At 52.6% G+C, this 23,074-nt stretch carries 18 protein-coding genes; 12 read left to right on the forward strand and 6 right to left on the reverse strand.

All coding sequences use genetic code 11. From position 1 onward, the window contains the following. Window positions 1-22: 22 nt before the first annotated feature. The 4 genes from MKX70_RS10435 to MKX70_RS10450 all read right to left on the reverse strand — a co-directional run bounded on the left by MKX70_RS10435 (window position 23) and on the right by MKX70_RS10450 (window position 4,850). Complete coding sequence (locus tag MKX70_RS10435) at window positions 23-1,402, reverse strand: hypothetical protein (protein WP_156123384.1); 1,380 nt, start codon at window positions 1,400-1,402, stop codon at window positions 23-25. 735 nt (window positions 1,403-2,137) lie between these two features. After that, on the reverse strand, window positions 2,138-2,404 hold the full coding sequence (locus MKX70_RS10440; RefSeq protein WP_042139963.1) for a BMC domain-containing protein: 267 nt from the start codon (window positions 2,402-2,404) through the stop codon (window positions 2,138-2,140). A 52-nt stretch (window positions 2,405-2,456) separates the two neighbouring features. Then, on the reverse strand, window positions 2,457-3,800 hold the full coding sequence (locus tag MKX70_RS10445; RefSeq protein WP_340782426.1) for a UbiD family decarboxylase: 1,344 nt from the start codon (window positions 3,798-3,800) through the stop codon (window positions 2,457-2,459). A 294-nt stretch (window positions 3,801-4,094) separates the two neighbouring features. After that, a complete protein-coding gene (locus MKX70_RS10450) occupies window positions 4,095-4,850 on the reverse strand; it encodes a helix-turn-helix domain-containing protein (protein ID WP_042239640.1) in 756 nt (251 codons plus the stop codon). Between the two features lie 326 nt (window positions 4,851-5,176). Between MKX70_RS10450 and MKX70_RS10455 the strand changes: the two genes are divergently transcribed. From MKX70_RS10455 to MKX70_RS10480, 6 genes are all read left to right on the forward strand, one after another. Further along, on the forward strand, window positions 5,177-6,313 hold the full coding sequence (locus MKX70_RS10455; RefSeq protein ID WP_042239639.1) for a BMP family ABC transporter substrate-binding protein: 1,137 nt from the start codon (window positions 5,177-5,179) through the stop codon (window positions 6,311-6,313). Between the two features lie 132 nt (window positions 6,314-6,445). Further along, complete coding sequence (locus MKX70_RS10460; protein WP_042239637.1) at window positions 6,446-8,008, forward strand: ABC transporter ATP-binding protein; 1,563 nt, start codon at window positions 6,446-6,448, stop codon at window positions 8,006-8,008. After that, window positions 8,001-9,047 (forward strand): ABC transporter permease, encoded by a 1,047-nt coding sequence (locus MKX70_RS10465; protein ID WP_042239635.1) that lies wholly within the window; start codon window positions 8,001-8,003, stop codon window positions 9,045-9,047. Before MKX70_RS10460 ends, MKX70_RS10465 begins: the two co-directional genes overlap by 8 nt. Then, window positions 9,044-9,982 (forward strand): ABC transporter permease, encoded by a 939-nt coding sequence (locus tag MKX70_RS10470; protein WP_042239634.1) that lies wholly within the window; start codon window positions 9,044-9,046, stop codon window positions 9,980-9,982. Before MKX70_RS10465 ends, MKX70_RS10470 begins: the two co-directional genes overlap by 4 nt. Window positions 9,983-10,079: 97 nt before the next feature. Beyond that, window positions 10,080-11,036 carry a nucleoside hydrolase gene (locus tag MKX70_RS10475; protein WP_340839987.1) on the forward strand — a complete coding sequence of 319 codons (957 nt, stop codon included), beginning with the start codon at window positions 10,080-10,082 and terminating at the stop codon, window positions 11,034-11,036. A 3-nt stretch (window positions 11,037-11,039) separates the two neighbouring features. Further along, entirely contained in the window at window positions 11,040-12,431 is a 1,392-nt protein-coding gene (locus tag MKX70_RS10480) for an ADP-ribosylglycohydrolase family protein (protein WP_042239630.1), read from the forward strand. Between the two features lie 104 nt (window positions 12,432-12,535). Here MKX70_RS10480 and MKX70_RS10485 read toward each other — a convergent pair whose 3' ends face one another. Together MKX70_RS10485 and MKX70_RS10490 are read right to left on the reverse strand one after the other, a co-directional pair. Next, a complete protein-coding gene (locus tag MKX70_RS10485) occupies window positions 12,536-13,090 on the reverse strand; it encodes a UbiX family flavin prenyltransferase (RefSeq protein ID WP_042239629.1) in 555 nt (184 codons plus the stop codon). Between the two features lie 207 nt (window positions 13,091-13,297). After that, window positions 13,298-13,648: a hypothetical protein gene (locus MKX70_RS10490; protein WP_042239628.1), complete on the reverse strand. Its 351-nt coding sequence runs from the start codon at window positions 13,646-13,648 to the stop codon at window positions 13,298-13,300. 211 nt (window positions 13,649-13,859) lie between these two features. Between MKX70_RS10490 and MKX70_RS10495 the strand changes: the two genes are divergently transcribed. The 6 genes from MKX70_RS10495 to MKX70_RS10520 all read left to right on the forward strand — a co-directional run bounded on the left by MKX70_RS10495 (window position 13,860) and on the right by MKX70_RS10520 (window position 22,707). After that, a complete protein-coding gene (locus tag MKX70_RS10495; protein WP_042239626.1) occupies window positions 13,860-15,401 on the forward strand; it encodes a response regulator in 1,542 nt (513 codons plus the stop codon). Between the two features lie 108 nt (window positions 15,402-15,509). Next, a complete protein-coding gene (locus MKX70_RS10500) occupies window positions 15,510-17,327 on the forward strand; it encodes a sensor histidine kinase (RefSeq protein WP_042239624.1) in 1,818 nt (605 codons plus the stop codon). Window positions 17,328-17,330: 3 nt separating this feature from the next. Beyond that, window positions 17,331-18,875, forward strand: coding sequence for a response regulator (locus MKX70_RS10505; RefSeq protein ID WP_042239622.1), 1,545 nt, complete (start codon window positions 17,331-17,333; stop codon window positions 18,873-18,875). 114 nt (window positions 18,876-18,989) lie between these two features. Further along, the gene (locus tag MKX70_RS10510) at window positions 18,990-20,681 is read left to right on the forward strand and encodes a sugar ABC transporter substrate-binding protein (protein ID WP_042239621.1); all 1,692 of its coding nucleotides are present in this window, start codon (window positions 18,990-18,992) and stop codon (window positions 20,679-20,681) included. A gap of 89 nt (window positions 20,682-20,770) precedes the next feature. After that, window positions 20,771-21,745: an ABC transporter permease gene (locus MKX70_RS10515; protein ID WP_042239620.1), complete on the forward strand. Its 975-nt coding sequence runs from the start codon at window positions 20,771-20,773 to the stop codon at window positions 21,743-21,745. 2 nt (window positions 21,746-21,747) lie between these two features. Then, complete coding sequence (locus MKX70_RS10520; protein ID WP_081956826.1) at window positions 21,748-22,707, forward strand: carbohydrate ABC transporter permease; 960 nt, start codon at window positions 21,748-21,750, stop codon at window positions 22,705-22,707. The last annotated feature ends 367 nt before the right edge of the window (window positions 22,708-23,074 follow it).

Consider the following 23,074-nt stretch of genomic DNA (forward strand, 5'->3'; position numbering starts at 1 on the left):
GATTGCTTTTTCAGAGTTGCTGCTAGTCAGCAAAGCGTGTGAACCCTGGCAGCACGCTTGCCATCTGAGCGGGGGTTCCGCTGATTATGCAGTAGCTGCGCTCGGCGCGGAGGCTGAGGCCTGCATCCGGGCAGCTGCCGAGCAGCTGTTCCGCGAGGCCGATGCTGCTCCAGCGCGAGGCGGCATCGATTACGGCAATGGCCTCCTGCTGGCCTGCAGCCAGATGCCGCCGAAGCAGCGGACCGGGCTGCAGGCTCGTGTATACCCGAACCCGGCGGGTGGAATCCCGCTGCAGGATTCCGGTGAGCTCTATCAGCAAGCGGTCCAGTTTGAAGGAATCGTTGCTGAACAGCCTCAGCTCAAAGCTCCCGCCGCTGGCGCCCCACTGGATATCTGCTTCCAGAGCAGGGTCACTGCCCAGCAGTTCTTCTGCGGCGAACAGCTGGCCCGGATGGCAGAGAGGAACGCTTAGTATGCCTGCCGAGCTGTAGCTGCGGCCGGCAGTGCCTAGCAGCGTGCGGAGCCTGCTGCTGATTACCGGGAATAGCCAGGCATCCATAGTTCCATCCCGGATGAGGGGGACTGGAATGTCTGGTGAAGCAGTGTTCCGGTCATATGACACTGCCAGTGAATCCATCGTCCGGGTGGGGCCAGCCCCCGGGATACCGCCGGACCGGCAGGGAATATCTCCGGTTGAATTCGTGCCCGAATGCTGAGTACCGGTTGGAATCGAAGCCTGCCCGCTCCCGGCAGGCAGGGTGCGCAAGAGCAGAGGGGACAGATACCGTTCGGCAAAGCTCCGATGATCCCCAGGCACATTGACTGCCGGGGATCGTGCCGTATTTGGGTATGCTGCCTGCTGCTCTTGAAAAAGATGTGAGGTGCGGAGCTGTGCAGCCGCATCCGCAGCCGGTAACCGGGCTGGAGTAGGGGATGCGCCGGGCAATCCGTGTGATTGGTGTGATCCTAGTGATTCTCGTGATACCGGTGACCTTGATGATCCCGGTGACCCCGGTGACCCTGTCGAGCCGGGATCACCGGGCAGACCAAACAATGCGAGCCGCTTCCCGGCCTGCTCCTTCTGGTAATTGATCCGCTTGATCCCGCCCGGTGGTTTCGGGCAATCCACGGGACTGCTGCAAGTGTCCAGGCAGTCCGACCAGTTGCCCGCTGAACAGGAAGGGCCGACTGAAGCAGAAGCAGAAGTCGAAGCCGGAACGGGAGAGGGAGCAGAAGCCGGAACGGGAATGGGAGCAGAAGAAGGTGCCGGTGCCGGAGCTTCAGCAAGGACGGGAACAGGTGAAGTAACGGTAACGGGTGAAGTAACGGAAGTGAGAGCAGCAGCAGCAGGGTGATTTCGCTCCAAAACCTCGGCAACAATGCTCTTCATGAAATTGGACAAGGGAAATCACCTCCTAAACTAGGTATTAATGCGCGCAGTATAGGTTTCCTTCAGACAATTTTTCAGACAACTTGGGATCGTGTTGTTCACACGCAGAGAAGTGCTGCCAAACGGAAAAACGTCCACTAATCATATGAAGAGTCCTAAATAGCGTGCAGTACAAGCTAAACTTTAAAGACACTAACGAAAATCCTACACGAAATACAACATTCTCCTCGTGAAATCGAGCGTAATCCGTAATTGTTGTATAAAAGGCAACATTCCTCCCGTATTCAAGCTGCTAAGCGGGGAATTGTTGTATTTCATACAACAATCCTTACAAGTTCCCTAGTATCGGGGTATCTAAGTTGTAAAACGTACAACTTTTTGGCCAGTACTTACAGATGTGCTTACAGTAGTACTCACAGTACTTACAGACGTACTTACAGTAGCGGCTAGAAGGTAGCACTCATAGATGTACTTGCAGTAGTACTCACAGTACTCACAGATGTACTTAAGTTAGCTCGCTTCGCTGCCGGGCCGCGGGCCGCAGAGTAACGCGTTAGTCCTTGGGTGGAGTGCCACGTGTAGTTGTATAGCCAGCGTATCTCATGGCTGTATACATACAGCGGCAGAACCGTTTCTTGCAGTCCTTGCTACCCGTCCGTATAACCAAGGCTTGCTCCGGTCACCGCTGATTTGCTGACTTTTAGCTATAGTCTAGGTGCATGCATATAGTTCTATAATTCAATCCATCTACAGCAGCATCCGCGCCAGATCCGGGTGCGGCCGGGGGATAACGTTGGAGGAAATCAGCTGTCCCCCCGTCCGGGGATAAGCGGCGATACCGGCCTCCACGGCCGCCTGGACTGCGGCGACATCGCCTTCGACGATAACCGTTATAAGTCCGGAGCCGACACGCTTGAAATCGACCAGCTTCACATTTGCTGCCTTGCACATCGCATCCAGTGCTTCAAGGGCCGGAGTTAGTCCCCGGGTCTCGATCAATCCGATCGCTTGCATAATCCACCTCCTGCTAAGCTAAATTGTGTATCCATGGATCCGGCTTCATCGTCTATAAATAACTCGCCAGTTCAATTTCCTCCTGGCCGGGGATGGAGGTCCGCCGGTAATGCTCCGCTTCAGCCAGCGGGAAGGTGGCGTCGATGCCCATTTTGGCGGTGACGCCGCGCAGGTTGTGCGAGGGCTCAAGCGGAGAACCCTTTGCTCCAGTGACAATGAAGGTGTCCAGGTCAGCCTGGACACGGGTGGCGATCGCCCACTCCACATCAAGCGGGTCCAGCAGGTTGACGTCCTCGTCGACAACGACCACATGCTTGAGGTCCTTGTCGCTGGCGAAGGCGGCGAGCAGGGCGGTTTTGCCGTCGCCCTCCTGTACCTTTCGGATACGGATGACCGCATGGTAGCGCCCGACGCCGCCCATAGTGATATGAACGTCTGTAACACCGGGGACGACCTGGCGGACGGAGCCCAGCAGGGCAATCTCGCGTGCAATGGCCATCGGCAGCTTCTCTTCGTAGCTGGCCGGGAGGATGGTCTGCCAGACCGGATTGTTCCGGTAGGTGACAGCGGAGAATTCGACGACCGGCTGCTCGGTGCGCGGGCCGTAGTAACCGCCGAGTTCGCCGAACGGACCCTCCGGTTCGCGGACCCGGGGAAGAATCCGGCCCTCGAACACAACCTCGGCTTCTGCCAGGACTTCAAGATCGATCGACTTGCAGCGGACGACCGCAAGCGGCTGGCCGAGCAGGGCAGAGGCGACCTCCAGCTTATCGGCATGGAACAGGTGGGTGCTGACCTGGGAAGCCAGCACGACGGCCGGGACGATGCCGAACATGAATGCCGCCTCCATCGGCTCGCCGCGTTCCTCGAATTCCCTGTACTGCTGGAATAATTCAGGGGAGGAGATCAGGATGCTGGTCCGGTTGCCGTCCAGCAGCTGCATCCGCCGGATGGAGGTGTAGCGCTTCTGCCCGTCCGCGCCTTTGACGACCATCACCCCGGAGACATAATAAGCTCCGCTGTCCAAGGCGTTATAGGTGCAGACCGGAAACAGCTCCCGCAGATTAATCCGGCTCGTAATGACGTTGTCGTGTACCGGAGCCTGCTCCTGGTTCTTCGTAGGCAACGGATGAACAACGGCCTCGATCAGCCGTGGCAGCAAGTCTTCCGGCTGAATGCCCATACTCTCGGCGAGCAGCTCTTTGGAGCCTCCAAGACCGGCTGCCATCGGGACGGAATAGCCTTTTACCTTCTGGAAGACCATAGGCTGCCTGCCCTTCACGGCCTTAATCACGGCCCCAAGCTCAAACTTGGGGTCCACCTCCTTGCGGACCTTCAGCAGTCTGCCGCTGCGTTCCCAGTGCTCCAGCAATTGCCGCATATTCATGAATGCCATCCAGGCTGCACCTCCTTCACCTCGTTCATTGTTGAACTGCTCGCCGTTGTAAGCTTCAGCGGGCCTTGACTCGCGCACCTTCCAAAAAAGGGAATAAAAAAAGAAGCCGCAGACATAGAGAAAAAAGATTCTCTAAATCGCGGCTTCCTTCATTCTGTGAACAGAAATGGGGCAAACCTTATATTGGGGCAGCGGATCTGGATATAATCGGGATCAGCCGGTATAAGTCATCATCACGTAAGCTTAAGTTCCATTATAGTGAAAAAAAGCAAAAAGTAAATGACTAATGTTATATTACATGACCTTACTTCTGATGCGGAAGGTTCGCGGGGAGAGTCCGCTCTCTCTTTTGAACATATTGCAGAATTGGGCATCATTGACGAATCCGGCAGCGGAAGAGACCTCGGAAATATGCATTTGGGTATGCAGCAGCAGAGATTTGGCATAATCCAGGCGCTTCAGTACAAGATAACGGTGCGGGGAATGTCCAAATCTTTCCTTGAACAGATGCCGGAAGCGGTCGTAGCTATAACCGGACATTTCTGCCAGAGAGGACACGGAGAGCTTATGGCGGTAATGCTCATTCATATAATTCAGCACATACTGCATCTGATCCTCTGCCGGGGAATGGAAATCCGAGGCGGCGAGCAGCCGCTGCAGATACACGGTAATTTCGCTCATTTGCAGATTCAGCAGCTCGGCGAACCCGTCACGCTTGCGCTTGAATTCTGCATTCATCCGCTGCAGGGTCTGCAGTACGGTATGTTCCTTATCATCGTCAAAAACGCCGGATAGCGTATTGATAATCGGATTGCCGCAGTGGAAGCCGACGAACAGCACCTCCGGGCTGGGCTGATGATTCTCGTCATGCTTGAAACCCGCCGGAATCAGGCCAAAGGTGAAGGGCCGGAAATGATAGCTGCGCGGTCCAATGCTGCAGGTCCCATGACCATGGATATAATACACAAGCTCGAAACATTCATGCTGATGCGGGGGGATATACGTATTTGCTTCATGCTCTGCATTTACAATATATAGAACACGGTCCATGATGAGCCTCCATTTATCGTCATTTAGCCGAATCGTACAAAAAGATGACCGAAAATATATAAATATTTATCTTTTCTTTTGTTATGATCTTATCAATTAAACCGAAGATTCTCAACTGGACTGGCCATCTTGTTCGGATTTATGCGGTTTTTTTGAGAAATGTAACATGTAATGTTTGTTTTTCAAAGTAAATTGCTTGTTTTCAGAATTTCAACAGTCTTTTATTCATGCTGCCCGATGCTATCCGTCAGACAAAACGTGTAATTGGAACTTTATGCTATTTTATGAGCGTTGATCTATTACAAACAGGGGTGTGAACTTAGAAAATGAAAAAGAATATACTCGCTTTATTACTGATGACGGTTATGGTACTGGTCACTGCATGCGGAAACAACACGTCAGGTAATGGAAATACGGTCAACTCCGGAACGAATGCTGAAGGCGGAGAGGCGGCTGCAGGGGACAAGCTCAAGGTTGTGCTGCTTATTCCGGGAACGCTAGGCGACAAGTCGTTTTTTGATGCGGCGAACAGCGGCCTGCAAAAAGTGAAGGACGAGCTCGGCGCGGAAACGAAAGTGGTTGAAATGGGCGCCGACAAGACGAAGTGGGAACCAACTTTTAATGATATCGCTGCCGAAGATTGGGATGTTGTCATCTCGGGCGGCTCGGAAATCACGGAAATGTTCAATGCAACAGCAGAGGCGAATCCGGATAAAAAATTCATCAACTATGATACGGACATCGAGGAAGCACCTGAAAATATGTACAACATGTCCTATTCGACCAATGAGGTCTCATTCCTGGCAGGGGCGGCAGCGGCACTTGCTACCCAGTCTGATATGCCAAACGCCAACCCGGAGAACGTAATCGGCTTCCTGGGCGGGATGGATATTCCCGGCATTAATGCCTTTCTGGTGGGTTACATCCAGGGGGCGCAGTATGTTGATCCTGATGTGAAGGTAGCGGTATCCTATGCCGGAGATTTCGTGAACCCTGCCAAAGGCAAGGAATTATCGCTGATCCAGTACAATTCTGGTGTGGATATTATTTTCAACGTAGCCGGCGGTACGGGACTGGGAATCTTTGATGCAGCCAAGGAAAAGACAAAGTATGCCATCGGTGTCGATTCCGACCAGGCGATGCTGCTGAAAGATACCGATAGTGAGAAGGCAAACCTGATTGTCACTTCCGCGATTAAAAAGATCGATATGGCTATCCTCGGCGCAGTGAAAAAACTGCAGGACGGGACGCTTGAGATGGGCAAACGCGATGTGCTCGGTTTCGTTGAAGACGGCGTAGGGATTGCAGAGAATGACATATACAAAGACGTATTCCCGGCAGATCTGCAGGCCAAGGTGGAAGAAGTGAAGCAGAAGCTGATTAACAAGGAAATTACGGTCGACAATGCAATGGGCATGGAAACCTCTGAAGTCGAAGCGATCCGCAATGCCGTGAAGCCTTAAGACGATTGATCAAAGATAGCTTTATATAATGAAATTGGCTTATGCAGCTCTGCAGTTGGAGGCTCTTCCCTTGGGGAGAACTCCAGCTGCCTATTTTTGCAGACCACCCAAGTTGAAAGGCGTTGATGACCCATGGCAAATGCTCTGCTGGAAATGCGGGGAATCACCAAAGTATACCCGAACGGCGTTGTTGCCAATAAGGATGTCGAATTCTCCCTGCGGGAGGGCGAAATCCATGCGATTGCGGGTGAGAACGGAGCCGGGAAATCGACTCTGATGAAGATCATGTTCGGCATGGAGGAGCCGAGTGAAGGCGCGGTCTATATCCGGGGAGAACAAGTGAAGCTGCAGTCCCCGCAGGACGCAATTGACCGCGGCATCGGCATGGTTCATCAGCATTTCATGCTGGTGCCTTCTTTTACTGTGGCCGAAAATATGGTGCTGGGCATGGAGCCGCGAAAAGGTGTGGGCTTCAATGCTGGCGAAGCGGTGCGTCTGACGGAGGAAACGGCGCGCAAATATAACCTCTCGGTAAACGCCAGGGCTAAGGTGGAGGATCTGTCGGTCGGCATGAAGCAGAAGGTGGAAATTCTGAAGGCGCTGGTTCGCGGGGCCAAAATCCTCATCCTCGACGAGCCGACCGCTGTGCTGACTCCGCAGGAGACAGAGGAGCTGTTCCGCGAGCTTCAGCAGCTGAAGGAGCAGGGGCACACGATTGTGTTCATCTCGCACAAACTGAAGGAGGTCAAAGCAATATGTGACCGGATCACCATCATGCGAGGCGGCAGAAGCGAAGGGGTCTTCGAGACCCGCGAGGTGACAGAGCAGGAAATATCACGGCTGATGGTCGGCCGGGATGTTGTACTGAAGTACGACAAGAGCACTATCCCACATGGCAAGCCGGTGCTTACGGTGGATGGGCTGAGTGTATCCGACAGTCTGGGCAAAGCACTCCTCGCAGAGATTAGCTTCTCGGTCCGTGAAGGACAGATTGTCGGCATTGCCGGTGTTGAGGGGAACGGACAGACGCAGCTGATTGAAGCGCTGACCGGCGGTCTGCGCGGCGTCTCCGGCAGTGGGGCGGTAAGTGTAAAAGGGACGGATATCCGCGGGCTGGATATTCTGGGCATCCGCAGCCTGGGCGTATCTTATATCCCGGAGGACCGGATGCGGCAGGGCTCCGCCGGAGAAGCCAGTATTGCCGACAACCTGATCTCTACGCGGTACCGTTCGAAGGACATGAATAAGGGGCTTTTTCTCCACAGCTCCAGAATTGCTGCTCTGGCGTCTTCGCTGGTGGAAGAATTCAAAGTGCGCTGCTCCGGTCCTCAGCAGCCGATCGGCATGCTGTCGGGCGGGAATATGCAGAAGGTAGTCGTTGCAAGAGAGTGCTCTACGAATCCGCAGCTGCTGATCGCCGAGCAGCCGACACGGGGTGTCGATATCGGTGCTGCACAATTCATCCATCAGAAGCTGCTGGAGCTGCGCTCGGACAAATGCGCCATAGTTCTGGTATCTGCCGATCTGAATGAAATTCTGGAGCTGAGCGACAGTCTCCTTGTGATGTACGAGGGGCAGATCGTTGCGTATTTCGATAATCCTTCTGCCGTGAGTGAGGAAGAGCTGGGACTCTATATGCTGGGCATTAACCGGCAGGACAAAGAGCAGACCGGGAGGGCATTAAATCATGTTTAGAGCAAAATACTTTGAGGCGGTCCGGACGGCAGCGGTTATTGTCATTGCGCTGATTATCGCATTCCTGATCATCTCGCTGGTCAGTGACCAGCCGCTCAAGACGATTGGCATTTTCCTGCTGGAGCCGTTCTCCACCAAGGGGCATATCGGCAATGTCATTGAGATGGCCATTCCGCTGATGTTCACCGGCCTTGCCGTCTCGCTGCTGTTCCGGGCCAATATGTTCAACCTGGGGGCAGAGGGAATCTTTTATTTCTCCGGTGTCGTGGCCTCTGTACTAGCGATTCATCTCAGCCTGAACAGTTGGCTGCATCCGTTGGTGGCGATATTAGCAGGTTCTATCACAGGGGCGCTGCTGTCAGCCATTCCCGGAATTCTCAAAGCGAAGTGGAACGCCAATGAACTGGTGACTTCGCTGATGTTCAATAATATCCTGTTCGGAGTGGGGCTATACCTGCTGAACTATCATCTGCGGGATGCCAAGGCCTTCGCCAACGTCTCGTTTAAATTCGAGAAAACTGCGCAGCTGAGCAAGCTTTTTGCAGGCACACGGATTCATACCGGACTTATTATTGTATTGGTGCTGATTGTACTGGCCCATCTGTTCCTCTACCGGACCAAATGGGGCTATGAGCTGCGGATGACAGGCGTCAACCGGGAGTTTGCCCGGTACTCTGGCATGAAGACTGCCAAGGTTATCATTCTCGTGCATCTGATCGCCGGGTTTATTGCCGGGATGGGCGGCTCGGTGGAAGTACTCGGGATGTACAGCCGCTTTCAGTGGACGTCTTTGCCGGGCTACGGCCTCGATGGTGCCCTGGTGGCGATGCTGGCCAAGAACAATCCGCTGTCTGTCATTGTCTCTGCGCTCTTCCTGGCCTATATCCGTATTGGAGCCGATCTGATGGCGCGGCTGTCCGACGTACCCTCCGAGATGATCTCGATCATTCAGGCTGTGATTATCCTGCTGATTTCGGCTGAGCAGTTCCTCAAGTTCTGGAAGAACCGCATGCTGCTGAAGGAGGCGAAGGAAGCATGAACAGTCTGCTGGATGTCATTCTGACGACGGATTTTGCCTTCTCTGTACTGCGTGTGACCACACCTATCCTGTTCGCTGCACTGGGAGCACTCATCTCGAACCGTGCCGGAATCATCAACATCGGGATGGAAGGGATTATGCTGGTCTCGGCTCTGGCCGGTGTTATTGTCAGCGCCTATACGCATAGCGCCTGGGTCGGGCTGCTGGGTGCGGTATTGTCGGGAACGCTGATTGCCGGGATTTTGGCCTTTTTCACCTTGAAATTCAAGACGCATATCATTCTAGGCGGTGTGGCGATTAATATGTTCGCCTCAGGCGGAACGGTGTTTATTCTGTATCTGCTCAGCGGGGACAAGGGTTCATCGACCTCCCTGGCGAGTAAAGTGCTGCCGAGTGTGCAGATTCCGCTGCTGAAGGATATTCCGGTGCTAGGTCCGATTCTGTCGGGACACCACATTCTGACCTACTTCTCGATTCTGTCTGTGCTTGTGGTCTATTATCTGCTGAACCGCACCCCGCTGGGGCTGCGTATCCGCTCGGTAGGCGAGAATCCGCATGCGGCCCAGTCGGTTGGAGTCAGCGTGGTCCGGATCCAGTACACGGCGCTGCTGCTCAGCGGCTTCTTCGCCAGTCTGGGCGGAGCCTACATGTCGATGGGCTATTTGTCGCTGTTTACCCGTGATATGGTGGCCGGCCGGGGCTGGATTGCGATTGCTGCAGAATCCATGGGCCGGAGCACCACCGTAGGAACAGCGCTGACCTCGCTGCTCTTCGGCGCCGCCGATGCGCTCTCCAATGCCCTGCAGGTGCTGAAGATTCCGGCGGAGCTGATCGCTACGCTTCCTTACGTGGCGACGGTAGTGGGGCTGATTATATACGCGGTCTCGGAGACCCGGAAGAAGAACAAGAAGCTTAAGACTACTACGACCAAATAGTTGAGGCTATGAGGGCAGCCTAGTTACTATCAACCACAATAGGAGCAGTTTCAATTTCGTTTTAGATTAGAAATCAACTTACAAGGGAGCGACAACGATGCCAACACCTATCATAATCGACTGCGATCCGGGGCATGATGACGCGATTGCCATTCTGCTTGCGCTGGCTCATCCCGGGCAGCTGGAGATCCGGGGCATTACCACGGTTGGTGGCAACCAGGTTCTGGATAAAATCACCGATAATGCACTCAAGGTGCTCAGCTTTGTAAATGCCGATATTCCCGTTGCCAAAGGAGCGGCGGCACCGCTGCTCGGCAAGCTGGTAACCGGAGAAGCAGCACATGGGGAGTCCGGCATGGATGGCCCCGCGCTTCCGGCGAGCCGCTTCAAGCCGGTGGAACAGGGAGCGGTAGAATTCATGCTGGATATTATACGGTCTTCTGAAGAGAAGATTACCCTGGTGCCTACAGCCCCGCTGACGAACATCGCCCTCCTGATTACTGCTTATCCGGAAGTGAAGGACAGAATTGAGAAGATCTCCCTGATGGGAGGCGGGCTCGCCTATGGCAATGTGACCCGGACGGCGGAGTTCAACATATATGTCGACCCGGAGGCGGCACGGATTGTCTTTGAATCCGGAATTCCCATTGTAATGAGCGGACTGGATGTAACGGATAAGGCGGCGATATTTGAAGAGGAGATTCAGGAGCTGAAAACCCGTGGACCCGTATCCGTAATGGTCGGAGAGCTGCTGGATTTCTATTCGATCTACGGCAAAAAGATGGGTTATATCGGCAATGCGCTGCATGACCCGTGCGCGATTGCCTGGCTGCTGCATCCGGAGCTCTTCGAAGCGGAGCATCTGCATGTAACAGTGGAAACCGAAGGGAAGCTGACCCGGGGGATGACTGTAGCTGACCGGCGCAAGAAGCCGGAGCAGCCTGCCAATACAGAGGTGCTGCTCGGTGTAGACCGTGAAGCTTTTATCAAGCTGCTGTTTGATTCACTGGAGCGGTTAGACCGCGGGTCCCTGCCTGCGGCGGGAGAATTGTAGCGGATGGCAGGCTGGGAACGCCTGCAGGAGACGGTGCGGCTGGAGCTGCAGCAGCGGATAGAGGAAGGCTGCCAGCCAGGGAGTCTGGCAGAGAAGCTGGCTGCTGCCGGAAGTGATGAGGGCAAGCTCATGGAGGTATACCGGGAGCTGATGGCCCTTCCGGTGGGCGCCGACTTTCCTTACGAGGAGCCTTCGGATCTGGCATCGATCAGACGGCTGCGCCCCGGAGGTCCGCGTAAGCTTGCGGTGAATTGGACACCGGAAGAGTGGAGGGACAGGTTCTATGGAGCCTGGCTTGGCCGGAGTGTAGGCTGCGCGCTGGGCAAGCCGCTGGAGTATTGGGATTATCTGTACGGAAAGGACGGCCGTACCGGCTGGGAGAACATCGAGCTGTGGTTCCGCGGTGCCGATGCCTGGCCGATTACAGGGTATACACCTGAGTACTCTACGGCACAGGCTGAATACGGCCTGGGCTTGAGCGACTGGTCCTTCACCAGTACACGCGAGAAGATCAGCTACATGGAGAGTGACGACGATATCCGTTATACCGTCCTTGGCCTGATGCTGCTGGAGCAAAAGGGGCTGGACTGGGACTCCTGGGATATCGGCAAGCTGTGGCACGGGCATCTGACCTACAGCCAGGTATGTACAGCAGAAACACAGGCCTATATGAACTTTGCCGGCGAAACCTCCCATCTGCACGGTGAGAAGCCGGAGGATTGGCCGCTGCGGCAGGAGCGGGTGCGCATGCATCTGAATCCGTACCGGGAATGGATCGGGGCGGCCATCCGTGCGGACGCCTTGGCCTATGGCGCGGCCGGGAACCCCGAGCTTGCGGCGGAGCTGGGCTGGCGGGATGCCTCCTTCTCCCATGTGAAGAACGGGATCTACGGCGAAATGTTCAATGCTGCAATGATCTCTGCTGCGTTCGCGGGCCTGGATAATGAAGAGATTGTAGAGATTGGGCTGAGCGAGATACCGCAGACCAGCAGGCTGACCCGGGATGTGCGGCGGGGTATGGAGATCGCACAGCAGGCAGGCAGTGAGCGCGAGCTGGTTAGCACACTATGGAACGAGTTCAGCCATTATGACCCGGTGCATACCAATAACAACGCCGCTATCGTTGCAGCTTCGCTTATATACGGCGGCAATGACTTCGAGAAAGCCGTGGTTACCTCTGTCTCTGCCGGGATGGATACAGACTGCAACGGTGCCACAGTCGGCTCCATTATGGGAGCGAAGCTGGGCGCAGCCCGGCTTCCCGCCAGTTGGACCGCACCGCTGAATGATCTGCTGTACGCGGATCTGCCGGGCTTCCACCCGATTGCGATTTCGGAGGTTGCCGAGCGGAGCTATCAGGTGTTCCTGAAGATCCGGGCAGAGCTGGGAGAATAGGATTATTTCTTACAATATTGTATCTCAAAAAAACAGGGAAGCCCGCAGCCATGCCACACAGGCTGCGGGCTTCCCTGTTTCGGCAGAAGGCCAGCACAGCCCTCCTAAGCTTCCCCCCAGCGCTTCATCAGCTGATGATCAATCCCCAGCGCGTCTAGAACACGGGCATTCATGAAGTTCACCAGCTCCCAGATCTCGGTCGGATGATTGTAAAAGCCCGGCGAAGCGGGCATGATATCCGCTCCCGCCCGGGCAATCCGCACCATATTCTCCAGATGAATCAGATGGAGCGGGGTTTCGCGCGGAACGATAAGCAGCCGCCGCTTCTCCTTGAGCACCACACTGGCTGCCCGGCTAAGCAGTGTATCCCCCATGCCGTTAGCGATAGCTCCCAGCGTATTCATTGAACAGGGAATAATCACCATCCCATCTGTCTTGAAGGAGCCGCTGGCTACAGGAGCGAACAGATCTGTATTGGACAGCACAGTGGCATATCCGGCCAATTCCTGCATATCCGCACCACACTCGTATTTCATCACATTCTCTCCGGCACCTGTGGCGATGACATAGGTTTCGATCCCAAGCCGGTGCAGGCTGCGGATCAGGGAGTAGGCGTAAATGGAGCCGCTGGCTCCGGTAATGCCGACAATAATTTTCATGGCGTATGCTCCTTTGAAATGAAAAGAAGCCGCTGAAATAGAGGGGATCCTCTAATCAACGGCTTCCTTCAGTCTGTAAACAGAAATCTGGCGAGCCATAGGCGTAGTCAGCGCATCAGGATACAATCCGGATGCAGCCGGTTATAGGATAAGAAGGTACATGCTTCGCTTCATCGAAGCCAAAGCCCCACTTTGTGGGGGATCTTGTTATTCACTGATAATGATCGTGCTGGCCCACCCTGTGCCCGGATCATAATCCCGGAGTACACCGGTGACAGGCAAATCCAGCTCATCGGCTAGCTTCTTCCGGAAGATCCGCTTGAACTCCTGATGGAGCGCAGCATCCACCGACTGCTTCAGCTCGGGATAGTTCTCTTCCAGTGCCCGCAGCGCAGTTACCCGCTGATGCTTCACCAGAAAGAGGATCATCGATTCGCCGGCGGCATCAATTCTCAGCTGTGTGACACCTACCCCATACAGTTCCCTATGCACTTCATTGTAGCAGCGGGAGAGGCGCTTCTTGAATTCATTGGAGGATAGAAGACTGTTTACCGTCAAGCATATCACTTCCCTGTGTGAGATAATGCCGGATAATCAATAAAATTAACCCTAATTATAGAGAATATCCGCAAAAAGTAAATGATCAATGTTACTTTATATGACTCCGGTATCTGATTAAGTTGTAATTCACATCATTGAACTTGTATGTTAGCATTATTTGTAATTCATTTACTGACAAAATTTAGATTCGGGGATTGGAGCGAGGCTCATGCTGAAAGTCATGATTGTTGACGATGAACCGTGGGTGCTTGAAGGACTTAGGACGATGGTCGACTGGGAGAAATCCGGTTACAAAGTATGCGCCGAAGCGCTTAGCGCTGTGGAGGCCCTCCGGTTAATTCAGGAGCATAAGCCGGACCTGCTGCTTACGGATATCAACCTTCCCGTAATGAACGGACTCGAGCTGATTGCTGCCGTGAAGGAAGTGATGGACCACCCGCCCAGATTCGTTATTCTGAGCGGATATGACGACTTCAACTATGCCCGAACTGCGCTGCGCCAGAAGGTGGATGGCTATCTGCTGAAGCCGGTCGATGATGAAGAGATCGGGACGCTGCTCTTGAAGATCAAAGCCATCATCCAAAATGAAATCGCTTCCAGAAGTGAGAACCGCAAGAAGCAGAACTTCCTGGTCCATAATCTGATCAACCGGTTCATTCAGGGGGAATGGAGCGAAGAGCTGGAGCGCGCAGCGGATAGGCTGATGGATCTTCAGCCTGAGACAGAGCTGCAGTGTATCCTTACTGCTGCTGTATCAAGCACAATAAGCCTGAATGAAGGGGATGGGGAAGGATTCCCGGGTGAGCTTGGCTATGTCTTTCAGGACCCAGCGGGCAGGCCGGGTCTTATTGTGCGGTGTGCGGGGATGTCCTCCGAAGCCATTGAGGCAGCCGCCGCCCAGGTGCAGAGGGCACAGTCGGAGAAGCTTGGCGTACCTGTGGCCGTACTGATCAGCGGCAAGCGGAGAGGGGCGGGCTCTATCCAGGAACTGTACACACAGAGCCTTGAGGTCTGGGGATTGAAGTGCCGCCGGGAGAAGGGGGGGATCTTCTACTATAATGACCTGGGAGCAAAGGGCCAGTCCCTGGAATTAGCTGAAGGGCACTTCACCTGTGTGCTGGAGAAGGTCAAGGCAGGCGAGACTGGGCAGATTCAGAGTTGTGTCAGGGAAGCATTCGCTGCCATTACGGCCAAGCCGCTGAGGATTGATGCAGCCCAGGCCGAGGTGGCCCATCTGGAGATGACCTTATGCCGGAGCATCGCAGAAATGCAGGGAGATCCCGACCGAATCATGAATGCGATGCGGACGGAGTATGGCGATCTGGGCGGACTCGCCGATTATTACAGGCTGAGTCTGTATGTGGACAAGCTCTGCCTGCAGGCAGCGGCTTATCTGGCTGAATTACGGGCGGATAATGAGGGGGATACGATCTATAATGTCATTCAGTACGTGGATCTTGAATTCCGGAGTAAGCTGCAGCTTCAGGATATTGCCAAACAGTTTCATATGAATTCGGCTTATTTGGGCCAACTGTTCCGTAAGGAAACGGGCCGGAGCTTCAGCGATTATCTGAATGAGAAACGAATTGAAGCGGCCAAGAGCCTGCTTAAGCGCACCCAGCTCAAGATATCGGATATCGCACTGCAGGTGGGCTTTTCGAATACGGATTATTTTATCGACAAGTTCAAGGGGAGGGTTGGGTCTTCACCTTCAGTCTACAAGAATGCCAATAAGAACAAGCAGCTATGAGATAACCCCACAAAGTGGGGCTTTGGCTTCGAAGGTTACTCAGGTACTTTGCGGGGACCCCGAGATCTTATAAATTTTATAATGATAAGAAAGCCGGGTGCATAAGGCATGTGGAGAAAAAGATTCAAATTCACGACGATTGTTAACGATATCCCGCTCAATTACAAGTTCTACCTGATTTATATTGTCGGTGTACTCCTGCCTATCATGGTGCTTAATCTTGTATTTCTGGACCGCATTACGGATCTTATCAAATCCAGAGAACAGCAGAATCTGGAGATTTCTCTGGAACGGGCGCGTAAGGATATTCTTGATTTCATCGAAGGGGGGGTCTCCGTCGGTTATGCATTGTCTACGGATAAGAATCTGTACGAGATGCTGGAACGCACCTACACGGACTCCATAGAATTCTATAGTATGTTCGACGAACAGCTGAGGGACCGGATGAACAGCTACATGCCTGTTAACAACCAGTTGGAGCGGATTAGCATTTACACGGACAACCGCACCATTGTATCCGGCGGGAATTATCAGGTCATGAATGACAAGGTGTGGGCCAGCGATTGGTATAGACAGGCGAAGAATGCGAGTACCCAGGTGTTTGTTACCGCCTACCGGACGAGTGAGAATAAGAATCTGGCATCGTCAATCCCTACGCTAAGTGTAGTTCAAACGATGGATAATTACAGAAACTTGAATAAGTATGAGAAAGTGCTGCGCATTGATCTGGATCTTAATGAGATCTACGACATTATTGTCCGGGAGAAGGATTACTTAAGTCTCTACCTCATCAATGAGCAGAACAAGATTGTCATGTCAGCGGACAGCGGCTATCAGCGGCTCACCAAAGAGCCCTATCCTGTATTCAATCAGCTGGGTAGCGGTCAAGAGGAGGATGTTCAGATAGTACCTGTAGGCACGGCTAACTATCTCAAAGGCTGGAGAATTGCCGGGATCACCCAGGGTGAGCGGATTTCTAAAGCGATTCTGGATATACGTCTGTACGCGGCTGTGCTGGCAACAACGCTTACGCTGCTGACCAGCGGGTTCATCTATATTATGCTGCGCTCTTACAATTACCGGGTGAAACGCCTGTCCCGCCATATGCAAAAGGTGTCTAACGAGAAGTTTGAGCTGATCACCATCGATGAGGGGCGGGATGAGATTGGCGGCTTAATTCACAATTTCAACCGGATGACCTCCAGAATCCACTCGCTGATCAACGATGTGTATAAGCTGGAGATCCAGAGCAAGAATCTGGAGATGGAGCGCGTCAGGGCGGAGCTGAACTTCCTGCAGAGCCAGATGAACCCCCATTTTCTGTTCAATACGCTGAATGCGATTCTGGTGGTCTGCACCAAGAATAAATATTCCGATGTTACGGATATTGTGAAAAGCCTGTCGAAGCTGCTGCGCAGGCTGCTCAGCTGGAAGGAAGACCTGGTGTCGGTGCAGGAGGAGATCACATTCATCGAGATGTATCTCAAAATTGAGAAATTCAGGTTCAGGGATAAATTCGACTATGTGTTTGAGATTGATGAGCAGTCACTGAAATATAAAATTCCGAAGCTGAGCATGCAGCCGCTGGTCGAGAACTCCTGTAAGCATGGATTGCAGACGATTGAAGGGCTTGGCATTATCCGGGTGAGCACGGCAGTGCTGGATAACCGGCTGCAGATTAGCGTATCGGATAACGGCAAAGGCATAGAGCCGGATAAGCTTAAAGAGCTGCTGTATGCCATCCGCAAGGAGGACTCCTCCGGGACCAATATCGGAATCCGCAACGTCTACCGCAGGCTTGAACTATATTATGCCGATCAGGTGCGCTTCGAGATATCCAGCACACCGGGTCTGGGGACCTTGGTCACCTTCGGCATTCCGCTCAGGCTGCTGGAGTTGAATCATCCCTTGGAAGGCGAGGTGTAACCTGTGAAATACAAAGTATTATTAGTTGATGATGAGCCGAGCGCCCTCGAAGGCATGCAGCTGTGGATCGATTGGGAGGAACTCGGCTTCGAGCTGTGCGGAACCTGCGGCAACGGCCGGGAGGGGCTGCGGCTGATGAAGCTGCTGGAGCCGGACCTGGTGATTACAGATGTGAACATGCCGCTCATGAATGGTTTGGAGATGATAGAGGCCTGGCAAGAGCAGGATGCCGGCAGACCCAAGTTCGTGATTCTGAGCGGCTACAGTGAATTTGAATATGCCCGTACGGCCATCAGCTACGGAATCAGCCATTATCTGCTGAAGCCGGTCTTTCCGGAGGAGGCCGCTGAGGAATTGCGGGAAATTCATCAGGAGCTGGAACAGGAAGCGAACCGCAGAATGATTCATGAGATTGCCTCTGAAGAAGAGGCGGTGGCCTTGATTAGAGGACTGCTGTACGGGAAAAAAGCAGACCCGGCGCTTCAGGAGCTGCTGGATCGTCTGCCTGGCTTTCAGGGGGTCGGGCTCTGGAATCTTTGTCTGATTCAGACTGTCCCGGAGCTGTATACAGAGCTGCGGGGAAGGGCGGCTACCCAGTTGGCTGCCTATCCGGCCATGGTGATGATGGATCTGGAGGCGGGCATTCTCGGGATTGTATACGGTATGCCGGCAGATAGCCCTGAAGGCGGAGCAATAGAAGAGGGGCTGAATTTCCTCCGGCAGGAATACGGCAGAAGACAGATCTATATGGCCATTGGAGCTCCGGAGAACTCCCTGCCGGGAATTGCTGAGAGTTACCGCAGCGCCAAAGAGGCTTTGCAGCATTTTTTCTATAATCCTGAGTATGCCGGGATTCTGGCTTACCGCGGGATACAGGGCCATCCCTTCAGCTATCATTATGATCATATCCGGCTAATGGATGCCCTGCTTGATTCTGTTAATCTGCTCGATGCGGACGGTTACCGCAGAGCGCTGGAGGAAGCGGACTGCAGCTTCCGTGCACAGCAGGTGGCGCCGGAGGTGGTTCGGAAAATTGTGATTCATCTCATGTACCGGATCACCGAGCTCGCGCCCGGGGCGGAGGACGGAGGCGGGGAGCAGGTGACGGCTGGGTCTGGAATCGCGGAGATCCAGCAGGCCATGATCCCGCTGGATGAATTGCTCAGCCGCTTATTAATGTGCGGTGAAATGGCAATTGATCTCCTGATGCGTGAGCAGAATCAAAAGTCGCATGGCATTGTGCAGGAGATTAATGAGTATATCGGTGCGCATTTTCAGGAGAGTCTGAGCATTCAGAAGCTGGCAGAGGTCTTCTTCCTGCATCCCGTCTATCTGGGGCAATTGCTGATTAAGAAGAACGGCATGACCTTCAATGAGCAGCTGCATCATCTGCGGATTCAGGAGGCGGCGGTTCTGCTGCGCGGCAGCAAGCTGAAGCTCTCGGAGATAGCTGAACGTGTGGGTTATGTCAATTACGGTCAGTTTTTGAAACGGTTTGAAAAGGAGATGCACATGGGCCCGAATGAATACCGCCATGCAAAGTTCTAAACTTTTATGGGGGTATACCTTTAATTCGGTCGTATTTTAGCCGGCGGATCACCTCTATAATTCATACATGTAAGTGCTTACAAATTAAAGACCAACACATTATGGAGGTGCTTTATGGGGGGCAAGTCGAAAGCGATGTACAAGTTTTCCCTGATTGTTCTGTTATCCCTAAGCTTTACGCTATCCGGCTGCGGGGGCAACAACAACAATACTGCGGGCAAAGCTGAAGAGACAACTGCGGCAGGAACGGCTTCAGCTAACACAGGAGGAAAGATAGAACCATTTAAGGTAAGCGTATTTATCGGCGCAGCTGGACAACAGCCGACACCGGACAATAAGATTTACAAGAAGATCAAGGAAGAAACCGGAGCCAGCTTCGATATGGAATTCCTGGCAGGTGACATTAACCAGAAGCTGGGCGTCATGATTGCCGGCCAGGATTACCCGGACCTCATGACCGGGAATACCAAGCTTACAGCAGCAGGGGCATATATTCCGCTGGAAGACCTGATTGAGGAGCATGCGCCAAATTTGAAAGCGCATTATGCCGAATACTGGAACATGATGAAGGACCCGAACGACGGCCATATTTATATCCTGCCTAACTACGGTGTATACAATGGTAAGGTCAACAGCTCCTGGTATTCGGGACCTGCCTTCTGGATTCAAAAAGCTGTCCTCAAGGAATTCAATTATCCGCAGGTGAAGACACTGGATCAATACTTTGACCTGATTGAGCAGTATAAGGCGAAATATCCTAAAATCGACGGAAGCCCGACGATCGGGTTCGAAATTCTGAACTATGACTGGAAAAACTGGGGTCTGTTCAATGCGCCGCAGCATCTGATCGGCCATCCAAATGATGGCGGTGTGGTTGTCAATGACGGCGTAGCTGAAGTGTTTGCAAATAAAGATTATGCGAAGCAATACTACCAGAAGCTGAATGAAATCAACCAGAAGGGTCTGATCGATAAAGAGACCTTTGTACAGAACTATGACCAGTATATGGCGAAAATATCCAGTGGTACCGTACTGGGGATGTTCGACCAGCACTGGAACTTCAACGCTGCTGAGGATTCTCTGACGACCCAAGGTAAAATTGAACGCACCTATGTTGGTCTTCCGCTCGTATACGAAGAGGCGACCAAAGACTACTACCGCGATCTTGCCGTTCTTAACCTTAACAACGGCTTCGGTATCAGTATCAATGCCAAAAATGCCGTGCAGATCATCAAGCTGCTCGACACTCTGATCCAGGAAGACTGGCAGAAAATGTTCTCCTGGGGTGTGGAAGGCGAAGATTATATCGTGGAGAACGGCAGATTTATGAGAACCCAGGAACAGCGTGACAATGCAGCCGATGCCACCTGGCAGCTGGCCAACAAAGCCAAAGCGATGTTTGATTACCTTCCCAAAACAGAAGGAAGCTTCAGTGACGGCAACTCAACGGATGCTGCTGCACAGCCGGAAGAATACAAAGCAGGTCTGAAGCCTTTCGACAAGGAAGTGCTTGATGCCTATGGCTTTGACTCTTACGTGGACTTCTTCAGTGAGCCTCCTGCCAATCCGGTCTATTATCCTGCCTGGTCCATCGACTTAATTGAAGGATCGGATGCCAAAATAGCCAGTACCAAGCTGAATGAACTGCAGACCAAATTCCTGCCTAAAGCCATCCTTGCCGACCCGGCAGATTTCGATTCCGTATGGACCGATTACACCGGACAGATCGAAAAGGCTAATGTGAAGGCATATGAAGACAAGATCAATGAGCAGATTAAGTGGAGAATTGAGAACTGGAGTAAATGACGGAACGCTGTTTCCGGGATCAGAAGGTGGAGGGCCGATCAGGGCCTTCCACTTGCTAAATTAATTTCATGGAGTAGGAGACAACGAATATGGATGAGACCCTAGAAATAGATACTGTCGTCCGGCATCCGAAGAACCGAAAGAAGAAAAAACAGCCGATTACCTGGCGCTTGATCAGAAACCAGAATCAGCTTATTTGGATGTCTGTGCCTTTGATGCTATACATTATTCTTTTTGCCTATGTTCCCGTTTGGGGCTGGACCATGGCGTTTCAGAATTACAAGCCCGCGAAGTCCTTCGGTGAACAGGAATGGGTGGGACTCAAGCAATTCAGGTTTCTGTTTACAGATGATAACTTTATTCGTGTACTGCGCAACACGCTGGCGATGGGGCTTATCAATCTGATCCTCGGTTTTGTTACAGCCATAGTGCTTGCGCTGCTGCTGAATGAAATCAAGAAGGTCTTCTGGAAAAGGACTGTGCAGACAATCTCTTATCTGCCCCACTTCCTGTCATGGATTATCGTTACCGGCATTGTGGCCACCTCGCTCTCCATTAACGACGGGATTGTAAATATCGTTCTGATGAAGCTGCATCTGATTAAAGAGCCGATTCTATGGCTTAGTGAAGGAAAGTATTTCTGGGGAATCGTAGGGGCTTCGCATGTGTGGAAGGAAGTAGGATGGAATACCATTATTTATCTGGCGGCCATTGCCTCCATTGACCCTGCCCTTTATGAAGCTGCCGAAATTGACGGTGCGAACCGTTACAAGAAGATGATGTTTGTAACCCTGCCTGGTATCAAAGCAACGATTGTAATTCTGATGATTATGTCCATAGGACATGTCCTGGAAGCAGGCTTTGAAGTGCAGTATCTGCTCGGCAACGGGCTGGTAGTGGACTGGGCGGAGACGATAGATATCTTCGTGCTTAAATACGGGCTTGCCCAAGGGAATTATTCACTCGCCACTGCGGGCGGGATTTTCAAAACAGTTGTCAGTGTAACCTTGCTGCTTATGGCTAATGGGATTTCCAAGCGGCTTGGGGAAGAGAGGTTGTTATAATGATGGATAACCGACACATTAGCCCTGGGCCAAATGCAGGCTATACGGTGAAAAGGAGTCTAGGTACCGGAAGGCTTGAGCCGATTCTGTTCACTTCCTTCAATACGCTCTTTATGGTCTGTCTGGTGGTTGTGACATTATATCCATTCATCAACACGATAGCTGTTTCGTTTAATGAAGGGAACGATACAATCCGCGGCGGTATTTACTTATGGCCGAGAGAATGGACTTTTCAGAATTACAGGGCAATTTTTGCCACGGGAACTATTTTTGACGCTTTCCTGGTTTCAGTAGCCCGTACAGTGATTTCTACGATACTCAATATTTTTCTGACCACCATGCTTGCATACACCTTAAGCCGCAGGGAATATGTATTTCGCCAGCCGATTACTGTTATCTTTGTGCTTACGATGTATTTCAGCGCCGGTCTGATCCCGAACTATTTCCTGATCAAGGATCTGCACCTGTTAAACAGCTTCTGGGTGTATATTTTCCCTTCGATGATCAGCGCATTCAATATGATCGTCATCCGTACCTATATCGGAACCATTCCGGAGAGCCTCTTGGAATCGGCGAAGATAGACGGCGCCGGGGATTTCAGAATATTCATGCGGGTGGTGTTTCCGCTCTGCAAGCCGGTGCTGGCGACCATCGCCCTGTTCGTGGCTGTCGGCGCGTGGAACTCCTGGTTCGATGCCTTTATCTATACCTCATCCAGACAGAATCTCAGTACGCTGCAATATGAGCTGATGAAGCTGCTGTCCTCAACGATGAATTCCAACGGTAACCCAACCGTACAGAATGGGGTGGGGATGGATCAGAATTCGGCAAGAGCGATGGTGACACCACTCTCTATACGGGCAGCTATCACAGTCGTGGCCTCTGTGCCTATCCTGCTGGTGTATCCGTTTATGCAGAAGTACTTTGTAGTGGGCTTGAATGTCGGCAGTGTGAAGGAATAGGCGGACAGAACGGCGCTGCTCTACCTGATCCGACTACCGGAACTGCTTGAGCTGCAGGCAGAGCGCTATGAAGCCGTGTTTCTGGCTGAGCGGAGGAGATTTTACTTGTAAAATAGCAAAAAAGGATGTGGTCCTATTAGGGCCGCATCCTTTTTTGCTATATATATGAATAATCCCAAACGGACCAGGGGCATCCTCTATAATGGGTTTCTCTTCCGGAGCGCTTAACAATCATTTTGAGAAAAATGATGACACAGCGGAAGAAATGCCTTATTATTTAAAGAGATTTTTAACAAAACAGATTTTAAATAATTATAGTACAATACAGCCGAAGGTGGAGAGCTGTAGTTCAGGCAGTCTATTGAGG

Origin of the sequence: Paenibacillus sp. FSL R7-0312, from assembly GCF_038004445.1 — a bacterium.
Classification (GTDB): domain Bacteria; phylum Bacillota; class Bacilli; order Paenibacillales; family Paenibacillaceae; genus Paenibacillus_AQ.